This is a genomic window from Ferrovibrio sp., from assembly GCF_017994015.1.
Lineage (GTDB): Bacteria > Pseudomonadota > Alphaproteobacteria > Ferrovibrionales > Ferrovibrionaceae > Ferrovibrio.
Genome location: NZ_JAGOLP010000003.1, coordinates 78,999 through 96,504 on the forward strand (window position 1 = coordinate 78,999; position 17,506 = coordinate 96,504).

General features: G+C 60.5%; 17 protein-coding genes. 3 read left to right on the forward strand and 14 right to left on the reverse strand.

The features are described from left to right. Positions 1–24 precede the first annotated feature (24 nt). Together KBB36_RS03260 and KBB36_RS03265 are read left to right on the forward strand one after the other, a co-directional pair. Positions 25–699, forward strand: a complete 675-nt coding sequence (locus KBB36_RS03260; RefSeq protein ID WP_290976820.1) for a VOC family protein — start codon at positions 25–27, stop codon at positions 697–699. Between the two features lie 115 nt (positions 700–814). Then, complete coding sequence (locus KBB36_RS03265) at positions 815–1,498, forward strand: GntR family transcriptional regulator (RefSeq protein ID WP_290976823.1); 684 nt, start codon at positions 815–817, stop codon at positions 1,496–1,498. A gap of 4 nt (positions 1,499–1,502) precedes the next feature. Here the strand turns inward: KBB36_RS03265 and KBB36_RS03270 are convergent, their stop codons facing one another. From KBB36_RS03270 to phnC, 12 genes are all read right to left on the reverse strand, one after another. Next, the gene (locus KBB36_RS03270) at positions 1,503–2,873 is read right to left on the reverse strand and encodes a biotin carboxylase N-terminal domain-containing protein (protein ID WP_290976826.1); all 1,371 of its coding nucleotides are present in this window, start codon (positions 2,871–2,873) and stop codon (positions 1,503–1,505) included. Positions 2,874–2,931: 58 nt separating this feature from the next. Next, the gene (locus tag KBB36_RS03275) at positions 2,932–4,233 is read right to left on the reverse strand and encodes a hypothetical protein (protein WP_290976829.1); all 1,302 of its coding nucleotides are present in this window, start codon (positions 4,231–4,233) and stop codon (positions 2,932–2,934) included. 19 nt (positions 4,234–4,252) lie between these two features. Continuing rightward, complete coding sequence (locus KBB36_RS03280) at positions 4,253–6,169, reverse strand: TRAP transporter fused permease subunit (protein ID WP_290976832.1); 1,917 nt, start codon at positions 6,167–6,169, stop codon at positions 4,253–4,255. A 75-nt stretch (positions 6,170–6,244) separates the two neighbouring features. After that, positions 6,245–7,222, reverse strand: a complete 978-nt coding sequence (locus KBB36_RS03285; protein ID WP_290976834.1) for a TAXI family TRAP transporter solute-binding subunit — start codon at positions 7,220–7,222, stop codon at positions 6,245–6,247. Positions 7,223–7,290: 68 nt separating this feature from the next. Beyond that, entirely contained in the window at positions 7,291–8,856 is a 1,566-nt protein-coding gene (locus KBB36_RS03290; RefSeq protein ID WP_290976836.1) for a carboxyl transferase domain-containing protein, read from the reverse strand. Between the two features lie 3 nt (positions 8,857–8,859). Then, positions 8,860–9,081: an acetyl-CoA carboxylase biotin carboxyl carrier protein subunit gene (locus KBB36_RS03295; RefSeq protein ID WP_290976838.1), complete on the reverse strand. Its 222-nt coding sequence runs from the start codon at positions 9,079–9,081 to the stop codon at positions 8,860–8,862. A 19-nt stretch (positions 9,082–9,100) separates the two neighbouring features. Then, a complete protein-coding gene (locus KBB36_RS03300; protein ID WP_290976841.1) occupies positions 9,101–10,633 on the reverse strand; it encodes a carboxyl transferase domain-containing protein in 1,533 nt (510 codons plus the stop codon). Between the two features lie 32 nt (positions 10,634–10,665). Further along, on the reverse strand, positions 10,666–11,895 hold the full coding sequence (locus KBB36_RS03305; protein WP_290976844.1) for a CoA transferase: 1,230 nt from the start codon (positions 11,893–11,895) through the stop codon (positions 10,666–10,668). 20 nt (positions 11,896–11,915) lie between these two features. Then, positions 11,916–12,491: a biotin transporter BioY gene (locus tag KBB36_RS03310; protein WP_290976846.1), complete on the reverse strand. Its 576-nt coding sequence runs from the start codon at positions 12,489–12,491 to the stop codon at positions 11,916–11,918. 297 nt (positions 12,492–12,788) lie between these two features. Then, complete coding sequence (gene phnE, locus KBB36_RS03315) at positions 12,789–13,604, reverse strand: phosphonate ABC transporter, permease protein PhnE (protein WP_290976849.1); 816 nt, start codon at positions 13,602–13,604, stop codon at positions 12,789–12,791. Positions 13,605–13,656: 52 nt separating this feature from the next. Continuing rightward, positions 13,657–14,634 (reverse strand): phosphonate ABC transporter substrate-binding protein, encoded by a 978-nt coding sequence (gene phnD / locus KBB36_RS03320; protein ID WP_290976852.1) that lies wholly within the window; start codon positions 14,632–14,634, stop codon positions 13,657–13,659. 31 nt (positions 14,635–14,665) lie between these two features. Next, positions 14,666–15,538 carry a phosphonate ABC transporter ATP-binding protein gene (gene phnC / locus KBB36_RS03325; RefSeq protein WP_290976854.1) on the reverse strand — a complete coding sequence of 291 codons (873 nt, stop codon included), beginning with the start codon at positions 15,536–15,538 and terminating at the stop codon, positions 14,666–14,668. Positions 15,539–15,677: 139 nt separating this feature from the next. Between phnC and KBB36_RS03330 the strand changes: the two genes are divergently transcribed. After that, entirely contained in the window at positions 15,678–16,382 is a 705-nt protein-coding gene (locus KBB36_RS03330) for a DUF1045 domain-containing protein (RefSeq protein ID WP_290976857.1), read from the forward strand. On the opposite strand, the gene phnN is transcribed toward KBB36_RS03330, so the two are convergent. Further along, on the reverse strand, positions 16,379–16,954 hold the full coding sequence (gene phnN / locus KBB36_RS03335; RefSeq protein WP_290976860.1) for a phosphonate metabolism protein/1,5-bisphosphokinase (PRPP-forming) PhnN: 576 nt from the start codon (positions 16,952–16,954) through the stop codon (positions 16,379–16,381). The genes KBB36_RS03330 and phnN overlap by 4 nt on opposite strands. Beyond that, complete coding sequence (locus KBB36_RS03340; RefSeq protein WP_290976863.1) at positions 16,951–17,493, reverse strand: phosphonate degradation HD-domain oxygenase; 543 nt, start codon at positions 17,491–17,493, stop codon at positions 16,951–16,953. Before KBB36_RS03340 ends, phnN begins: the two co-directional genes overlap by 4 nt. Positions 17,494–17,506 lie beyond the last annotated feature (13 nt).

Sequence of the window (17,506 nt, forward strand, 5' to 3'; positions counted from 1 at the left end):
TCTGGCGGCGGGGCAGGGAGATCAATGACACTGGCTACATCTGCCGCCGCCATGGGCGGCAAGCTGTATCTTGATCACCTTACCATCATCGCGCCGAACCTGGCCGAGGGCGTGGCGCATCTGCGCAATTGCCTGGATCTCGATCTCCCCTTCGGCCAGCGCCATGATTATATGGCAACCCATAACCATCTGCTGCAACTCGGCGGGTCGGTCTATCTCGAAATCATTGCACTTGATCCCGCGGCAGCGCCGCCGCCCTGGCCTCGCTGGTTTGGGCTGGATGACCAGGCCGGCATTCGCGCCGCCTGGGACGCCGGCCTGCGCCTGCGCGGCTGGGTGGCGCGCAGCACCAACATCGCCGCCACGCTAGCCAGCCATGCCACGATTTTCGGCCATCCGCTGGCGCTGCCGCCTGCCGCCCCGCTATTCGATTTTGCACAGGGACAGGAAGGCGGCTTGCCACTGGGCGGCGCCGCGCCCTGCATCATTGATCGGCGCGGCAAAGCACGCAACATGGCGACAATTCCCGATCTCGGCGCGCGGCTGGCCTGGCTTGCCCTTGAACATCCCGAGCCAGGCATGGTTGCAGATTTGTATCGCAGCATGGATCTGGATTGCGCCCCCACTGTCACTTGGGCCGCCACGCAGCGTTATCGCGCCGGCATAAACACCCCCGGCGACATAAAGATCCTGACCTAGGGCGCGGACACCGCCCGGTCGCGGCAATCGCTTCATTCCATGGCGCCCGGGATCGCATATTGTCAACAATTGTGTTACCATAACCGGCGAGGTTTAACAGCAGGCAGAGTCGACGATGGCCGCAACAACCAAAACTGCCAGGAAGGCCAGGCCTGTCTCGGCGCCGGGCGCTGATGTGTTGGCGGTATTACGCGACCGCATTGCGTCGCAGGAGCTGGCGCCCGGCAGCAAGCTACGCGAACATGATCTGGCCGATGAATTCAATGTCTCGCGCGCCCGCATCCGCGATGTGTTCAGCACCCTGGAACAGCGCGGCCTGATCGAACGCATCCCCAATCGCGGCGCGGTGGTGATGCGGCTGGAGCCGAAGCAGGTTTTTGAGATTTACGATGTGCGCGAAGTGCTGGAAGGTGTGGCGGTGCGCCGTGCCACCGAGAATTCGCCCCCCGGCTCATGGAGTGGCATGCTGGAAAAATTTGGCGACCGCGCCGAGGCGATGATCCGGGCCGGCGAGCTCGAAACCTATGCCGAATTGATCAACACGTTCCGGCGCGAGATCATCAATCATTGCGACAGCCCGATCCTCACTTCAATGCTCGATTCGCTGTTTGAGCGCACCGGCTTCCTGGTGCGCCGCCTGATCCTGGTGCCAGGCCGCGCCCTGGAAGGCCTACAAGAGCATCGCGGCGTGCTGACCGCGATGAATGAAGGCCGCGCCGATGATGCCGAGCGGCTGAAACGCACCAATATCCGCAACGCGCGTGAATGTTTCCGGCGCTATCAGAAACTGGTGCTCTAAAAATTCACGCTGCCGCCTTTTGAGCCGCCAGCACATCCGCCACCAGCCCGGTATGCACAGTGCCGGCCTGAAAGGCCGGAAAGGCCAGGATGGCCCGCAGCAACGGGATATTGGTTTTCACCCCTTCAATCCGGCTCGCCGCCAGCGCCGCATCCAGGCGCTGGATGGCTTCGGCGCGATCCGCGCCATGTGCGATTACCTTGGCAATCATCGGATCATAATAGGGCGTGATGATATTGCCCTCGGCATAGCCGGTTTCGATCCGGATACCCTCGCCCTGGCCCAGCCGGAATACGGTCAGCGGCCCCGGCGATGGCAGGAAACGCACCGGGTCTTCGGCATAGATGCGGGCCTGAATGGCATGGCCCTGCGGCTCGGGCAGCACCGGCACCACATCGGCCAAAGCCTCACCCGTCGCCAGCCTGATCTGGCAACGCACCAGATCAAGACCAGTTACGGCTTCAGTCACGGCATGTTCAACCTGAAGCCGGGTATTCACTTCCAGAAACCCGAAGCCGGCGCTGGCGCTGTGCAAGGTTTCCACCGTGCCGATCACATCATAGCGCATCGCGCCCATGATGCCGGCAACACGGCCGGCCATATTGCGTGTCACCGCCCGCGCCAGGCCCGGCGCCGGGGCTTCCTCGATCACTTTCTGATGCCGGCGCTGCACGGAGCAATCGCGCTCAAAAACATGCATGGCATTGCCGGCACGATCCGCCAGAATCTGGAATTCGATATGGCGCGGCTGTAGCAGCAGCTTTTCAAGATAAATATCCGCCACGCCAAAACTGCGGCTCGCCATCGAGCGGGCGCGCGATACGGCGCTGAGCAATTCCGCCTCGTCCCTGGCTGCCAGCATGCCGATGCCGCCGCCGCCGCCAGCCGGCTTCACCATCACCGGATAACCGATGGCAGCACCAGCCGCAGCAATCTCGCCAGCATCCTCGCCCAGCACGGCGCTGCTGGCACTCACCGGCATGCCATGCTGCGCCATCAGATCACGCGCCCGCGCCTTATGACCCATGGCATCGATATGATGCGGTGAAGGCCCGACAAATACCGCGCCCATCGCCGCCACTTTGGCTGCGAATTCCGCATTCTCGGACAGGAAACCATAACCCGGATGCAGGGCATCGGCGCCGGATTCGCGCATCGCCGCCAGCAGATTATCCTGGTTGAGATAACTTTCACGCGGCGCGGCGCCGCCAATCGGCAAGGCCTGATCCGCCAGCGCCAGATACGGCAGATCGGCATCGGCTTCGGAATATACCGCCACGCTGCGCAGACCCATTGCCTTGGCGGCACGAATGACACGGATGGCGGCGGCACCGCGATTGGCGACCAGCAGAGTGGAAATCGGGCGCGATGACATGATGGTTCCTTTCCAGGTTATCGAGATGGGTTCAATAGGCTTAGGGTAAAGCCTGATGTCATGACACCCGACCTGCATATGCCAATGCCACCAGCAACAGGCAGGTGAGCATCACGCCCACGGCGACATAGATCAGGTTGCGACCATAGATCAGCTGATGCTTGGCAACACCAAAAGTGGCGGCGGCAATGGACGGCAACAAGCCGGAATAGGACATGATCGAGCCGAACGACCAGGCCACCAGGATCAGCATGGCCGGCAACAGATCGGGTATTTGGCCCGCCACGGTTTGCGTGATTTGCAAGGCCAGGGTTGCGCAGAGGATCGGATGCAGGCCAAGCATTTCAAGCCCGACCATGACCAGGAAGGCGATCAGCAGCACCGTGAAAGGTGCCAGGCCGATCTGCCGCACCCAATCACCGGCCAGCCCGCCAATTGTGGAATATTGCAGGATGGCGCTGAACAGGATCGCCAAGGCAACAACACCGATCTCCTCACCCATACCGGCGGCCCAGCGCGGCGCCTGCTTGAACAAGGCACGCAGATGTGCCGGGCGGCGCCACCATGCGGCCAGCAAGGCCAACGGCGGAATAGCCAACACCATCGCCTCAATGTTGCTGTAGCCCCCCAGGCGATTGAGCAGCAGCACCACCGCAACGGCACTGACGATCGGCAACAACAGCGTGGCCAACGCCGGGATCACTGCGCGTAATGTGCCGGCAACATCATGGATGCCGGCCAACCATGTGTTGATGAACAGGCCAAAAGCCGCAATGCACAAGCCGGCCAGCACAATCTGCCAGATGCCGAGCGCCGGATAGCCATGCGCAACAAAGGCCTGGGCAACAAAGAATGGCGACCACAGCACCGACAGGCCGCCGCCCAGCAAGGCCATCTGCGCCAGCCTTAGCCGCAATGGCGAAGCCTGGCGCGGCAGCAACGGCGCCAGCACGGCAAAGGCGCCGATGGAGAGCATGGCCGATAGCGCATGCGAGGCATAGAGCATCCAGCCCGGCCGGCTCTGCGGCGGCAGACGACAAAAATTGCGCCGAATCCGAATAATTGCCGGATCATGCCGTGCAGCAGCCCGCATCAGCCGCGCCGTGGGCATGAAGGCGGCAAAAACAATCGCCTGGCGCAAGCCGGCTTCCAGCGCCGCCATGCCGGTCTGGCTCAGCAGCAGCAGGATCAGGCCCACCAGCAGCGCCAGCAACAATCGACCAGTCAGGCTGATATCGGGCAGCGCCAGGCAAAGATAGGCCGCCAGCACCAGGCCGCTGGCCAAGGCCAGCCAGCGCCACTGCGTGGCAGCGGCCAAAGTGGCCAAACCCCAGCTCAGCATCATCAAACGCCACAACATGGAGCTTGGCCGCTCTGCCTCAGGCGCGCGCCATGGATGGCATACGATGCCAGACCCACAGGCCGATCAAGGTTGCCAATGCCAGGATATCGGTGGCCCAGCCCGGATCGATGGTGCTGAGTGCGATGGCACCGATCACCAAGCGTAGCGGCAGCGATACCGGACGACGGTAAAACCCGCCGGTGGCCACTGCAAACAACAGGGAAGCAATCACCCCTACGATCAAAACACGGATGATATCGGTGGTGCTGCCACTGAGCAGGATTTCCGGCCGGAAGATGAAATAGAATGGCAGCACAAATTTCATCACTGCCAGCTTCATGCTTTCCACCGCGATCGGCCACCAATCGGTGCGCGTGATCACTGCCGCCGTATAAACCGCCGTACAGACTGGCGGCGTAAGCGCCGAGAGCAAGGCGCCGTAGAAAACAAAGAAATGCGCCGACAAGGCCGGCAGACCAAGCGCAATCATCGGCGGTATGCACACTGCTGCCGCCAGCAGATAGGCTGCCGTGGTGGGCATGCCCATGCCAAGCACCAGAGCTACCAGCATCACCAGCATCACCGTGAGCGCCATGCCCTGGCTGCTGCCAACGCCGAGGATCAGCTCACTGAGCTTAATGCCAATACCAGTGAAGCCGATCAGCGACAGGATGATCTGGGCGCAAACCAGCAACGAGACCAGGCTGATGACATTACGCGCGCCCATCTTGGCGCCTTCCAGCAATCGCCGCAGGCGATCCAGCACAGCCTGCCTGTCCCATGGCCCGAGCAGCATGTAGAGCGAGATATTTGTGACAATGGCCAGGAAGGCCGCCAGGCCGGCCGAGCGGCCGGTGAACATTGCCCCAGCCATCACCAGGATAGTGGCCGCCAGCGGGAATGCCTCGCGGAAATTCAGCACATCGCGCCATTTCGGAATATCGGCCTTATCAACCGGCTTCATGTCTTCGCGGCGCGCTTCCACATCAATTGAGGCCCAGATGCAGACATAAAACAGGAAAGACGGAATCACCGCAGCCGCTGCCACGGCCAGATACGGCATGCGCAGCAATTCCGCCATGATGAAGGCGCCCGCGCCCATCACCGGCGGTGTGATCTGCCCGCCGGAAGATGCCGTGGCCTCCACCGCGCCGGCAAAGGCCGGGCGATAGCCCAGGCGCTTCATCATCGGGATAGTGAAATTGCCCACCGTGGCCACATTGGCCACTGCTGCACCATTGATCATGCCGAACATGGCGCTGGATACATTCGCCACTTTGGCCGCGCCGCCCGGCGAACGGCCGGAAACAATCAAGGCCACCTTCATGAATGTATCAGACGCGCCGGTGGCAAGCAGGAAGCAGCCGAAGATGATGAATATGGCAATCAGGCTGGCCGACAGGCCGGTGACCGTGCCCCACAAGCCCTCGGTGCTGAGATAAAGCTGCTCCATCATGAAATCGAGCGAGAAGCCGGGATGTCCCCAATTGCCGCTCAGCATGTTGCCAAACAAGGTGTAGGCCAGCATGCCAAGCACCATGATCGGCAGAATCCAGCCGGTGGAGCGCCGGGCGCTATCCAGGATCAATGCCAGCAGGGCCACGCCAAGCACCAGTTCATGCGGCCGGATTTCCACCGCTATCTCATTGGTGATGCGTTCATCCTCAACCACCAGATAGCCGCAGGCAACCATCACCAATACGGCCAGCACAACCATCAGCCAGCGGCGGGCGATATTATCCGCAACAGCGGCAACTCCCAGATAAACCAGGCCGATCGACAAGCCGACATGCACACTGCGCTGCACCAGCGGCGGAAACTGGCCGAAGCCGGCGGTGTAGGTCTGGAACAGTACAAAGGCCAAGGCCAGGACGGTCATGAGCCAGCCGATAGTCGCGGTTTTGGCTTCCGGCGGCGGCGCCTCGGCAAACGCATCCTTGTCGATGGTCGACATCTTTTCCCCACTCCCCTGAAATTCAACCGGCCTGCGGCGCCGGCACGATGGCGCCGCAGGTCGTTTGCTTAGTGCTTACTTGGCTTCCGGTGGGATCAAATGATCCGGCACAGTAACGCCGCGCTTCTTGTAGAAGGCCACCGCACCGCGATGCAGCGGCACTAATGTGCCTTTCATCGTGCTCTCGGCGATATCCATGTTCTTGATCTCGGGGAAAGCGGCGCCCTGGATGGCCTGGCCCTTGAAGATGCCGTTCAGAACGGTTTCCACCTGGGCATCATTGAGTGTGTCGCTATAAGCGAATTCACCAATGCTCTGTATCGGCATGGTGACAGCGCCCAGACCTTCGATATCACCCGGCTTGGTGGTGACAAAGGTGACGAAGGGAAAACGATCCTGCACCGTCTTGACTTGCGCCGGGCTGAAGCTCAGCACATTGATCGGGATCAGGGTCTTGAGTTCCAGTGTGGTGCCATCCAGACCAAGGCCGGAACCGGCTTTGACATAACCAATGGAGCGGTTGTTGCGCACCGCCTCCACCGCATCAGACAATGTGGCGACATAATAATCCGGCTTCACATCCATGGCGGCGAGAATCTGTTGCACCATGTTTTCGGTGGCCGAACCGCGCTGCCCAGCGGTGAATTTCTTGCCAGTCAGGTCAGCCAATTGCTTCACACCGGAATCAGCCCGCACGATATAGGGCTGGATCGCCAGCGAATGTACCCACAGGCTGCGCAGCTTGGGCTGTGCCTTGCCTTCAAACTTGTCGATGCCGCGATAGGCCTGATACACGGTTTCGAATGTACCCAGGCCCATTTGAATCTGGCCGCGATGCAGGCGGGCCAGATTGTCCACCGCGCCGCCGGTGGCTATCACGGTCACATTCATCTTGTCGCCGGCTACATCATTGATCGCCTTGGCGGCAGAGACGGCATAGGTGTAATGCACCGATTCGATGGCGGTGGAGCCATAGGCGATGCGGTCGGTGGCCAAAGCCGGCATGGTGGCAAGGCTGGCCGCGACTGCTGCGGCAAATAATTGCGCTTTCATGGTGATGTCCCTTTCGGTTGTTTCCTGCCCAGTTTTTTATTGTTTACGCACGCAGTGATGTATTCGCCTCAGGGTCCGACGCCAAAACGCGGCTTCGGACCCAATGTGGTCGCCAGTCGCTCGCGGCTGAGGCGGATGAAATCAATCAGGACCGGCCGGGTTTCGCGCGGGTCGATCACATCCTCCACCGCAAAAGCCTCGGCGGTGCGGAAGGGGGATGCGAGCAAGCGCAATTCGGCTTCCAGTTCCTGTTCACGCTGCTTGGGATTTTCCGCCGCCTCGATATCGCGCCGGAAAGCGGCAGCCACGCCCCCTTCCACCGGCAGCGATCCCCATTCGCCCGATGGCCAGGCCAGTTTGAGATCAAAGCCATTCTTGTTGCAGGTGGCCATGCCGGCCATGCCATAACATTTGCGGATCACCAGGGTGATAGTGGGCACTGTCAATTGCCCGGCGACGTAAACCGCCCGCATGCCCTCACGCAATGTGGCGGCCTTCTCGGCATCCAATCCCACCATAAAGCCCGGTACATCAACCAGGAAAACCAGCGGAATATGGAATGTGTCGCATAATTCCATGAAGTGAATCTGCTTGCGCGCAGATTTCACATCCATGGCGCCACCGAGATGCATCGGATTATTGGCAATGATGCCGACCACATGGCCATCCAGCCGGGCCAGCGACGTGATCACCGATTTGCCGTAGCTCGGCTGGATTTCAAAGCTTGAGCCTTGATCCACCACCAGCTCGATCAGGCGGCGCATGTTATAGGCCTGCGTGCGCTTGCGCGGCACAATCGAAAGCAAAGCTTCCTCGCGTCGATCCGCTGGATCAGCGCTTTCCACACGCGGCGGCAACTGCCACACATTGCGCGGCATATAGGAGAGAAAGCGGCGGATTTGTTCAAATGCCTCAGTCTCGTTTGCTGCTGCGTTGTGGATTGTGCCGGCGGTATCCACTGTCACAGCCGCACCACCAAGATCCTCCTTGTCGATCTCCTGCCCCAGCGAACGCTTCACCACAGGCGGCCCAGCGGCAAAAATCTGGCTGCTGCCACGCACCATCACCGAAAAATGCGACAGGATGGCGCGGCCGGCCGGGCCACCCGCTGCCGTGCCAAGCACGGCGGATACCACCGGCACTTCACCCAGCAGGGCAACCGACCGCTCGAAGCCATCCACGCCAGGGAATACCGAATAGCCACGCCGCCGCATTGAGGTGACCGTGCCACCGGCGCCATCAATCAGATTGACCAGCGGGATGCGGAATTCATGCGCCAAATCTTCTACAAAGCCACCCTGGCCGCCCTTGCGCCGTGCAGTGCCGCTACTGGTGCCGCCGCGCACGGTGAAATCCTCGCCACCCACCGCCACAGGCTGGCCATCAATCTGCGCCAGGCCCATTACATAGGGTGCCGGCACCACATGCTGCACACGGCCTTCGGCATCATACTTTGCTGCACCAGCCAGGCCGCCAATCTCGCGGAAACTCTGCTGATCACACAGCCTGTCGATACGTTCGCGCACAGTAAGGCGGTCACGTTCGTGATGCCGCGCCACCGCCTCCGCACCGCCCATCTCGCGCGCCCAGGCACGGCGCTGAGCAATTTCATCAGCCTCGGCTTGCCAGCTCATGATTCAGCCTTCAATCACGATCAGCGCCTGGCCTTCGGCAATGGCTTCGCCTTCCGCCACCAGGATTTCCGCTACAGTTCCGGCTATCGGCGCATCCACCGGGATCTCCATTTTCATCGATTCCAGCACAATCAACGTGCTATCGGCAGCAACAGCCGCGCCAACACTGGTTTCGATCTTGAACACCGTGCCGGTGATATCGGCATTGATTACATGACGCGCCATAATACTCTCTCTCCCTTGCTCAATAGGTGGTTGGCCAGTTACGCATCTGGTGTTGGCCCACACCGCGCGTTGGCCGCATTTCGTGGATATCCAGCATGCGCTTCAGATAACGGCGGGTTTCCTGCGGCTTGATCACGGCCTGCACGCCATAGATGCCGGCCAGGTCATAAGCCGACGAATCACGCCGCATCTCGGCTTCGATCCGGGCGATCTCGGCCGGATCGTTGCTGCCCCAGGCCACCACGCGGGCGGCGTAAACCGGGTCCATGAAGCTGACTTCGGCAGTGGGCCAGGCAACGATATCGTCGGAATTACGGCCACCGCCCATATTCAGATAGGCCTGGCCGTAGCTTTTGCGCATTAATACGGAAAGCTTCGGCACGCTGGCCATTTGCAGCGCGGTCATGAAATTCATAATCTTGCCCGGCGCTTTCTGCTTCTCGCCCTCAATACCGATGACAAAGCCGGGCGTATCAACAAACATCAGCAGCGGGATATTGAAGGAATCGCACATCACGATGAAGCGCGTGATCTTTTCGCAGGCCGCCACATCCAGCGCGCCGGCCTTGCCCATCGGATTGTTGGCGATGATGCCGACGCTGCGGCCATCCAGCCGACCGAGGCCGATCACAGCCGGTTTGCCATAGAGCGGCTTCACTTCCATGAAACTGTCGCGGTCCAGCACTGAGCGCAGAATTTTGCGCACGTCGTAAACCCGGGTGCGGTTTTCCGGCAACGCCGCCAGGATGCCATCGCCGGCTTCATCCGAGCCTTCCGGCGCCGCCAGGCGCGGCGGCGCTTCCTTGGCATGGCTAGGCATATAGGCGAGATAGCGCTTGATCGCCGCCATTGCTTCGGCATCGGTATCAACCACGATATCGACGAGGCCGGTCAATTCGGCATGCAGCCGGACACCGCCAAGTTCTTCCGGGTCGACCTTCTGGCCAATCGCCATCGAAGCCAGCGCCGGACTTGCCACCGCCATCACCGCGCCGCGCCGCATCACTACAAAATCCGACAAACAGGCATACCAGGCCGACGAGCCATAACATTGCCCGAGGATGGCCGAGACCCAGGGCGTTTCGCGCATACGCACATATTGCACCGGATCGTTGCCCAGCATGGTGCCCATGCCACGTGCGCCCATATTATCGGGCATACGTGCGCCGGAGCTTTCGCCAAACATCACCAGTGGCAAACCGCGCTGGGTGGCAACACGCTTGATATGGCCCATCTTCTTCATGTTGGTGAGGCTGCTGGAAGCGCCTTTCACCGTGAAATCATTGGAGATGATGCCAACCTCGCGGCCATCAATGCGGCCAAAGCCGGCAACTTTGCCATCTCCTGGCGTATTATCGGCATCACCCGGCATTACCGAGGTGCCGAATAAACCACTTTCCAGAAAACTATCGGCATCCAGCAGTGCATCAATGCGCTCGCGAGCATTCATAATGCCGGCTTCGCGGCGACGCGCCAGCTTTTCCGGCCCGCCCATGGCTAAGGCCCGCTGGCGGCGCTCGTCATATTCCTGCATCAATTGTTCATGCGGCATGGAAATTCCGTTCTCTCACACTTGCTTCATCATCAACGGCGACCGGCGATGATGCCGGCCTGCTGCATCGCTGCGATCTGTTCCGGCGTCAGGCCGAGCAAGTCAGTCAGCACAGCATGGGTATCGCTGCCCACGGCACGGCCGGCCCAGCCGACCTTGCCCGGTGTGCGCGACATTTTCGGCACAATGCCGGTTACTGTCGCTGTGCCGAATTCTTCTGAACTGGCCTGTTGCAGCATCTCGCGCGCCTGGTAATGCGGGTCGCTGAATATATCGGCAATATTGTAGATGCGCGCCGCCGGCACTTCGTTTTCGGCCAGCAGGTGCTCCAGATCGGCCAAGGCCAGGCTGCCGGTCCAGGCGCCAATAACGGCATCCATCGCATCCGGATGCTGTGCCCGCGCTGCCGGCGTGTCAAAACGAACATCCTGGATCAGATCGTCGCGTTGCATGGCGCGCAGCAGGCGGCGAAAGATGCTGTCGCTGGCCGCCACGATCTGCACATAACGCCCATCCGCGGTGGGATAGAGATTGTTCGGCACATGGCCGGGCAGGCGGCTGCCGGCGCGGGTGGCGATGCTGCCCAGTGCCGCATAAGCCGGGATATGCGGCTCGACAAAACTATAGGCCGCTTCATACAAAGCGGCATCGATCACCTGGCCTTTGCCGCTCTGGCGCCGTTCGATCAACGCCATTGCAGCGCCGAATGCAGCATAGAGGCCGGTAATATAGTCGGTGAGCGAGGTGGCAACCCGCGCCGGCGGGCGATCTGGATCGCCGGTCAAATCCCGCAAGCCGCTGATCGCTTCACTGGTGACGCCATAACCGGGCTGCTGGCTATAAGGGCCGGTCTGGCCATAGCCGCTGATCCGCACCATCACCAGGCCGGGATTATCGGCCGACAATATGTCATAACCCAGGCCCCATTTTTCCATCGTGCCAGGGCGGAAATTTTCGATGAACACATCCGCTTCGCGCAGCATGTCGCGCAGCAGCATTTGAGCCTCACGCCGCCGCATATCCAGCGCGATCAGCTTCTTGTTGCGCAGGATACTGGCAGCATAGAGCGAGCGACCATCCTGGCGTTCACCCATGCTGCGCACGGCATCACCCTCTGCCGGCTCGATCTTGATCACCTCGGCGCCAAAATCCGCCAGCAAGCGGCCACAGAACGGGCCCGCCACAGTGGAGGTCAATTCGATCACCCGCATGCCCGCCAATGGGCCATGGCCGGCTTCGGCTTTATTCTTCACGCTATCCATCACAGGCTCCACCGGATGGATCAGGCGCGGCCAAAGCGGCGGCCAATAGCCACCACCAGCAGGCCACCCAGCACAATCTTCACCACCGAGGACAGCAGGAAAGGCATCAGACCGGCGGCAATCGCCCTGTCATAACCGATCAGGCTGCCAAGCCAGGCCACGCCGCAGCCCAGGATGATTGCTGTGCCCAGTGCCTGCACTGCAATGGCACGCGGCAGGCTGGCGCCAAATCCCCGCTCGGCAAGCCAGCCAACACTATAAGCCGCCAGCGCAAAGCCGAGCAGATAGCCGCCGGTAGGCCCAAATAGATAGGCCAGGCCAATGCCGCGCTCCGGACTATTGGCAAAAACCGGCAAACCAAGCAGACCTTCAAAAACATACAGCACAACGATGGCGCAGCCGAGGCGCGCGCCAAACAACATGGCCAGCACCAGAACTGCCAGGGTTTGCATGGTCATCGGCACTGGCCAGAACGGCACCTGCAACCGCGCCGAAATCGCCAGCAGCACAGAGCCGGTCAAGGCGATGAAACAGCCAAGTGTCAGCTTCTCAATCGGCGAGCGGCCAGCCAGCCAGGGATGCGACAAGACAAGCATCGGTTTCCTCCACTCGGCGCGGATTGGTCCGTGCCGTTGCAGGTAGAATGTCAGATGCAAAAAGCTATGTCGACTAAATTGTCGACAATTTGAATAACATTTTTGAAAGCCCGTCTCCACGCGAGCAAAAGCAAGCTACGCAGCGATCTGGAATTCCCATTAATACAATGACTTATCTATATTGTAGTCTACTCGGTGGACAGGCATACCATGTCATAAGACAAACAGGCGACTGCCCGATGGACAGCCGCCTGAAGTCGAAACCCTGAGAGGAATACAACCTTTATAAAGGTGACCTCAGATGAACAGGCGCCGCACCCGTGAGGAAATCAGATCAACCATGCTGACCAGCAGCACAATCATGATCATCACGGCGCAGGTCTGATCAAAGCGGAAGCCGCGGATAACTTCCCACAACACCACGCCGATACCACCGGCGCCAACCATGCCTACCACTGAAGCCGAGCGCACATTGGCTTCAAAACGATACAACGAATAAGACACCCAGAGCGGCATCACCTGCGGGATGACGCCGTAAACGATCTCTTCCAGCACATTGGCACCGGTGGCGCGAATGCCCTCCACCGGCTGCGGATCAATCGCTTCCACCGCTTCGGAAAACAGCTTCGCCAACGTGCCGGTGGTGTGAATCCACAGCGCCAGTGCGCCGGCAAACGGGCCGAGGCCAACCGCCACCACAAACAGCATGGCGAAAACCATTTCATTGATCGAGCGCAGCGCATCCATCAGCCGGCGCACCGGCTGGTAGATCCAGGCCGGCGCAATATTGGACGCCGCCAGCAGGCCAAACGGCACGGCGCAGATCACCGCCAGCACCGTGCCCCAGATGGCGATATGCAGCGTTACCACCAATTCGCTGAGATAGTAGCGCCAGTCAGCAAAATCCGGCGGGAAAAAATCCTGCGCGAATGTCACCATATTGCCGGCATCGGTATACAGCTTGCCCGGTGCGATCTCGGCGCCACGATATGACCAGACGAGAATGGCGGCAATCAGGCCGTAGGCGAGATAGCGCAAAAGCGAGCTTTTCAGGCTGGCTTTCGGCGGATGGATCGGATGTTCCGGCAGCGACACGGCAGCATGCATGGTCATGTATGGCCTCAAAAAAACGCCGGGGCGCAGTTATGGCGCCCCGGCGGAAAACTTAGGAACCAAGCTGCTTGTTCAACTCGGCCAGCTTGGCATCGATCTCGGCCAGCTTCTTGGCCTTCTCGTCGGCCGCCATGTTGGCATCGGCTTCCAGCCTGATCTTGTCGCGGAACAGGGCAAGCTGGCGGATCGGCAGCAACTGCTTGTTGGACGATTCCTTGAACGGCGCCCATTGCAGGCCCGCCAACACCTTCTTCTCACTTTCTTCCTTGGTGCCATAGTTCAGGAAGAAATTTTTGATCTTGGCCTTGTCCTCAGCCGATAAATCCTTGCGCCACACAATCGGGTCGGACGGGATCAACGGCGATTTCCACAACACGCGCAATTGCGCGGCCTTTTCCGGCGCGGTCTTTTGCAGGCGCTCCATATTCTCGGTATTGCCGGTGGCAACATCCACCTGCTTGTTGGCCACCGCAAGCGAATTGGTTTCATGGCCGCCGCTGGTCATGCGGGTGAAATGCTTGCGGATGTCGATATTGTTCTGGCCCCAGGCATAATAGCTCGGCACCAGGAAGCCGGAGGTGGAATTTGGATCACCGTTGCCAAACGAATACTTGCCCGGCGACTTGAGCAAATCCTCAAACGACTTGATCGGGCTGTCCTTGTGCACCACCAGCAGCGACCAGTAGCCCGGCGAACCATCGGATGCCACAGTCTGCACAAAAATCTCGCCATCGGCGCGATCCACCGCCTGCATGGCCGAAGCATTGCCAAACCAGGCGATCTGCACTTTGTTGAAGCGCATGCCTTCGATGATGCCAGCGTAATCTGGCGCGAAGAAGGCGTTGATCTTCATGCCAAGCTGCTTTTCCATATCGGCCAGGAAAGGCTGCCAAATAGTTTTCAGGTTGGAACTCGCCTCGGTGGAGATGATACCGAAGTTCAGTTCCTTCAGGTTTTGCGCTTGGGCCGTGCCGGCAAAGCCGAGCAACAGCAGCGAGGCGGATAGTTTCAACAGCGAGCGGCGCAGCATACGATTCTCCAGGTTGACGGGCAGGGGATTTTCAAGCCAGCGCGGCTTGCAGCGGCGGCGACAGGCGGCGCTCGGCTACCTGCGGCAATTCTTCGGCGGTGGGGCGATAAGGCGGCACAGCCAGCGCACCAAAATCCAGGTCGCTATCTTCGCCATACAGGCCACGCAGCATCTCCGCGCTGACATCGGCGGCGGCGCCATCGAACAACACGCGGCCATCACGCAAAGCCACCACACGGCGGCAAAATTTCAGGGCAAAATCCACCTGATGCAGCGAAACCACCACGGTAACGCCATCGGTGCGATTGATATCAGCCAGTGTCGCCATCACGCGGCGCGAGGATTCCGGATCAAGCGAGGCAATCGGTTCATCCGCCAGGATCACGCCCGCCTTCTGCACCAGGGCGCGGGCAATCGCGGCGCGCTGCTGCTGGCCACCGGATAATGTCGAGGCACGCTGAAAGGCACAGGCGGCAATACCAACACGGCCCAGCGCATGTACCGCTTCGCGGCGTTCCGCATCGGTGAACCAGCGCAACAGGCTGCGCCACAAAGGCAGGCGGCCAAGATTGCCGGCCAGCACATTGGTGATCACCGGCAAACGGCCCACCAGATTGAATTGCTGAAACACAAAGCCGATGCCGGCGCGGGTCTGACGGATGCCGCGGCCGATGCGGCCACCCTGCTGCACCATGCGGCCATTCACCGCCAATTGCGCCTGCGGCTCGCGGTCGCCTGGCATCAGGCCGGCAATATGGCGCAGCAAGGTGGATTTGCCTGAACCGGAAGCACCGATCAATGCCACCATTTCACCTTGTTCGATCGTGAGATTGATCTTGTCGAGAGCGCTCTTGCCTGTGCCGAAGGTTTTCGATAGATGAACAATCTCGATGGCGGCGCCCATGCGTCTCTCCTATGCCCACTTGGCCTGGGACCGCTCATAGCAATGCTGTATGACAGTTCGATTTCGCTTTGGCGACGGGATGGTGAAATAACCCATCCGGGCTGCGCCATCCATGATACCCACAGGATGAGTAAGCCACTTGTCTAGCTCCGGCCCGCGTTATGCGCTTTATGTCGCCCCGGCGACCAACGATCCGCTGCATGAATTTGCCGCGCGCTGGCTCGGCTGGGATGCGGCCAGCGGGCAGGCTCATGCTGCCACAGCAGCGACTGGCCTGGACGCAAGACAACAAGCCGCGCTTACCACTGAGCCGCGCCGCTATGGCTTCCATGGCACCCTTAAGCCGCCTTTCCGCCTGGCGCCAGACAGGGACGAAGCCGGCTTGCTGGCTGCGCTGGAGCAATTCACGCAAAGCCGCGCGGCCTTTGCCCTGCCTGCGCTGCGCGTGGCGGCACTTGGCCAGTTTCTGGCCTTGCAGCCAAGTGCGCCCTGCTCCCTGGCTGACCAGCTTGCCGCCGATTCTGTGCGTCAGTTTGATATTTTTCGCGCCGCAGCCAGCGCTGCCGAATTGGCCAAACGCCGCGCTGCCGGCTTGTCAGCGCGCCAGGAAGCCTACCTGCTGGCCTGGGGTTATCCCTATGTGCTGGAAGAATTCCGCCTCCATTTCACGCTGACCAGCCGCATCGCTGACCCTGCCGAACGCGAGCAGATTCGGGCCTATCTGCATGCAGCCACCGCAGACTTCACGCGGCATGAATTTCCCGTATCCGACATCTGCCTGTTTGTGCAACGCGAGCCTGACCAGCCATTTCGCATTGAGCAGCGCTTTGCCCTAAGGGGTTAACCCCGCAACAAGGCCAGCAGCCGCGCCACACCCTGTTCCAGCGGGCCATCATTGCTCAGTTCAACCACGTCGGGCTCCCCGCCCAGATCAAAGGCGGCAGCGCGTGCCAGACGCTGGGCAATATCGACCGGGCTTTCGCGACCGCGGGCTTCCAGCCTTTGACGTAGCAAGGCCGGCGGCGCCGTAATGGCAATCACCTGCAAACCAGGATAGGCGCGACGGGCTTCAGCTATTATGGCGCGTGAGACATTCACCACCACCTGGCGCCCGGCCTGCAATTCAGCCTCAATGGCTATCGGCACACCATAGCGCAGACCATGCGCCAGCCAGTAAAGCGCAAATTCGCCATTCTTGCGCATGGCCTCAAACCTGGCATCGTCGATGGCAATATAATCCTCGCCGCCCATATTGGCAGCCCGGGTGATCACACGGCGCGGGAAAACAACGGCAGGATCATCACGCAGCGCCTGCTGCGCCGCGTTCATCAGGCTATCCTTGCCCACGCCGCTCGGCCCCACCACCAAGGTAAGCCGACCAGCAAAACGCGGCCGTTTGGCCGGTACCATGCTCATTGCAAGGCAGCGGCCAATATGGGCCGGTAATGCGTCAGATCCGGCGTGTGCAGGCGCGGCGATTTGGCGGCATCATCCCAGCGCCGCAGCATCACCGCATCGGCGGCATAGGGCTGCGCGATAAAGGCTTCAGCTTCTGCCACGCTATAAATGCCGCCTTGCACCTCCAGGCTGGTTTTTGACGCCTGCGACAACCCGGCCCAATATTGCGGCTCGGCCTGGCACAGATAGCGTTTGGCATTGACATGCAGCCGCACCGGCTGCACCACGGCGGCAGAAAAATATTGCGCCAGCCAATTTGCCGCAATTTCCTCATGGCAGGCATCGATGCCACGCTCGGCCAGGCCTTCATCGCCGGCATCCACCAGATGGCCGATATCATGCAGCAGGCAGGCAGCTATCAGAGCCGGGGGCGCTTCCATCCGCTCGGCATGCATGGCGCATTGCAGGGCATGTTCCAACTGGCTGACCGGCTCCATGCCATAGCGCTCGGCACCAGCCTTGGCGAGCAATTCCATAATCATGTCCAGAATTGGCATCTTCATTTCCGCA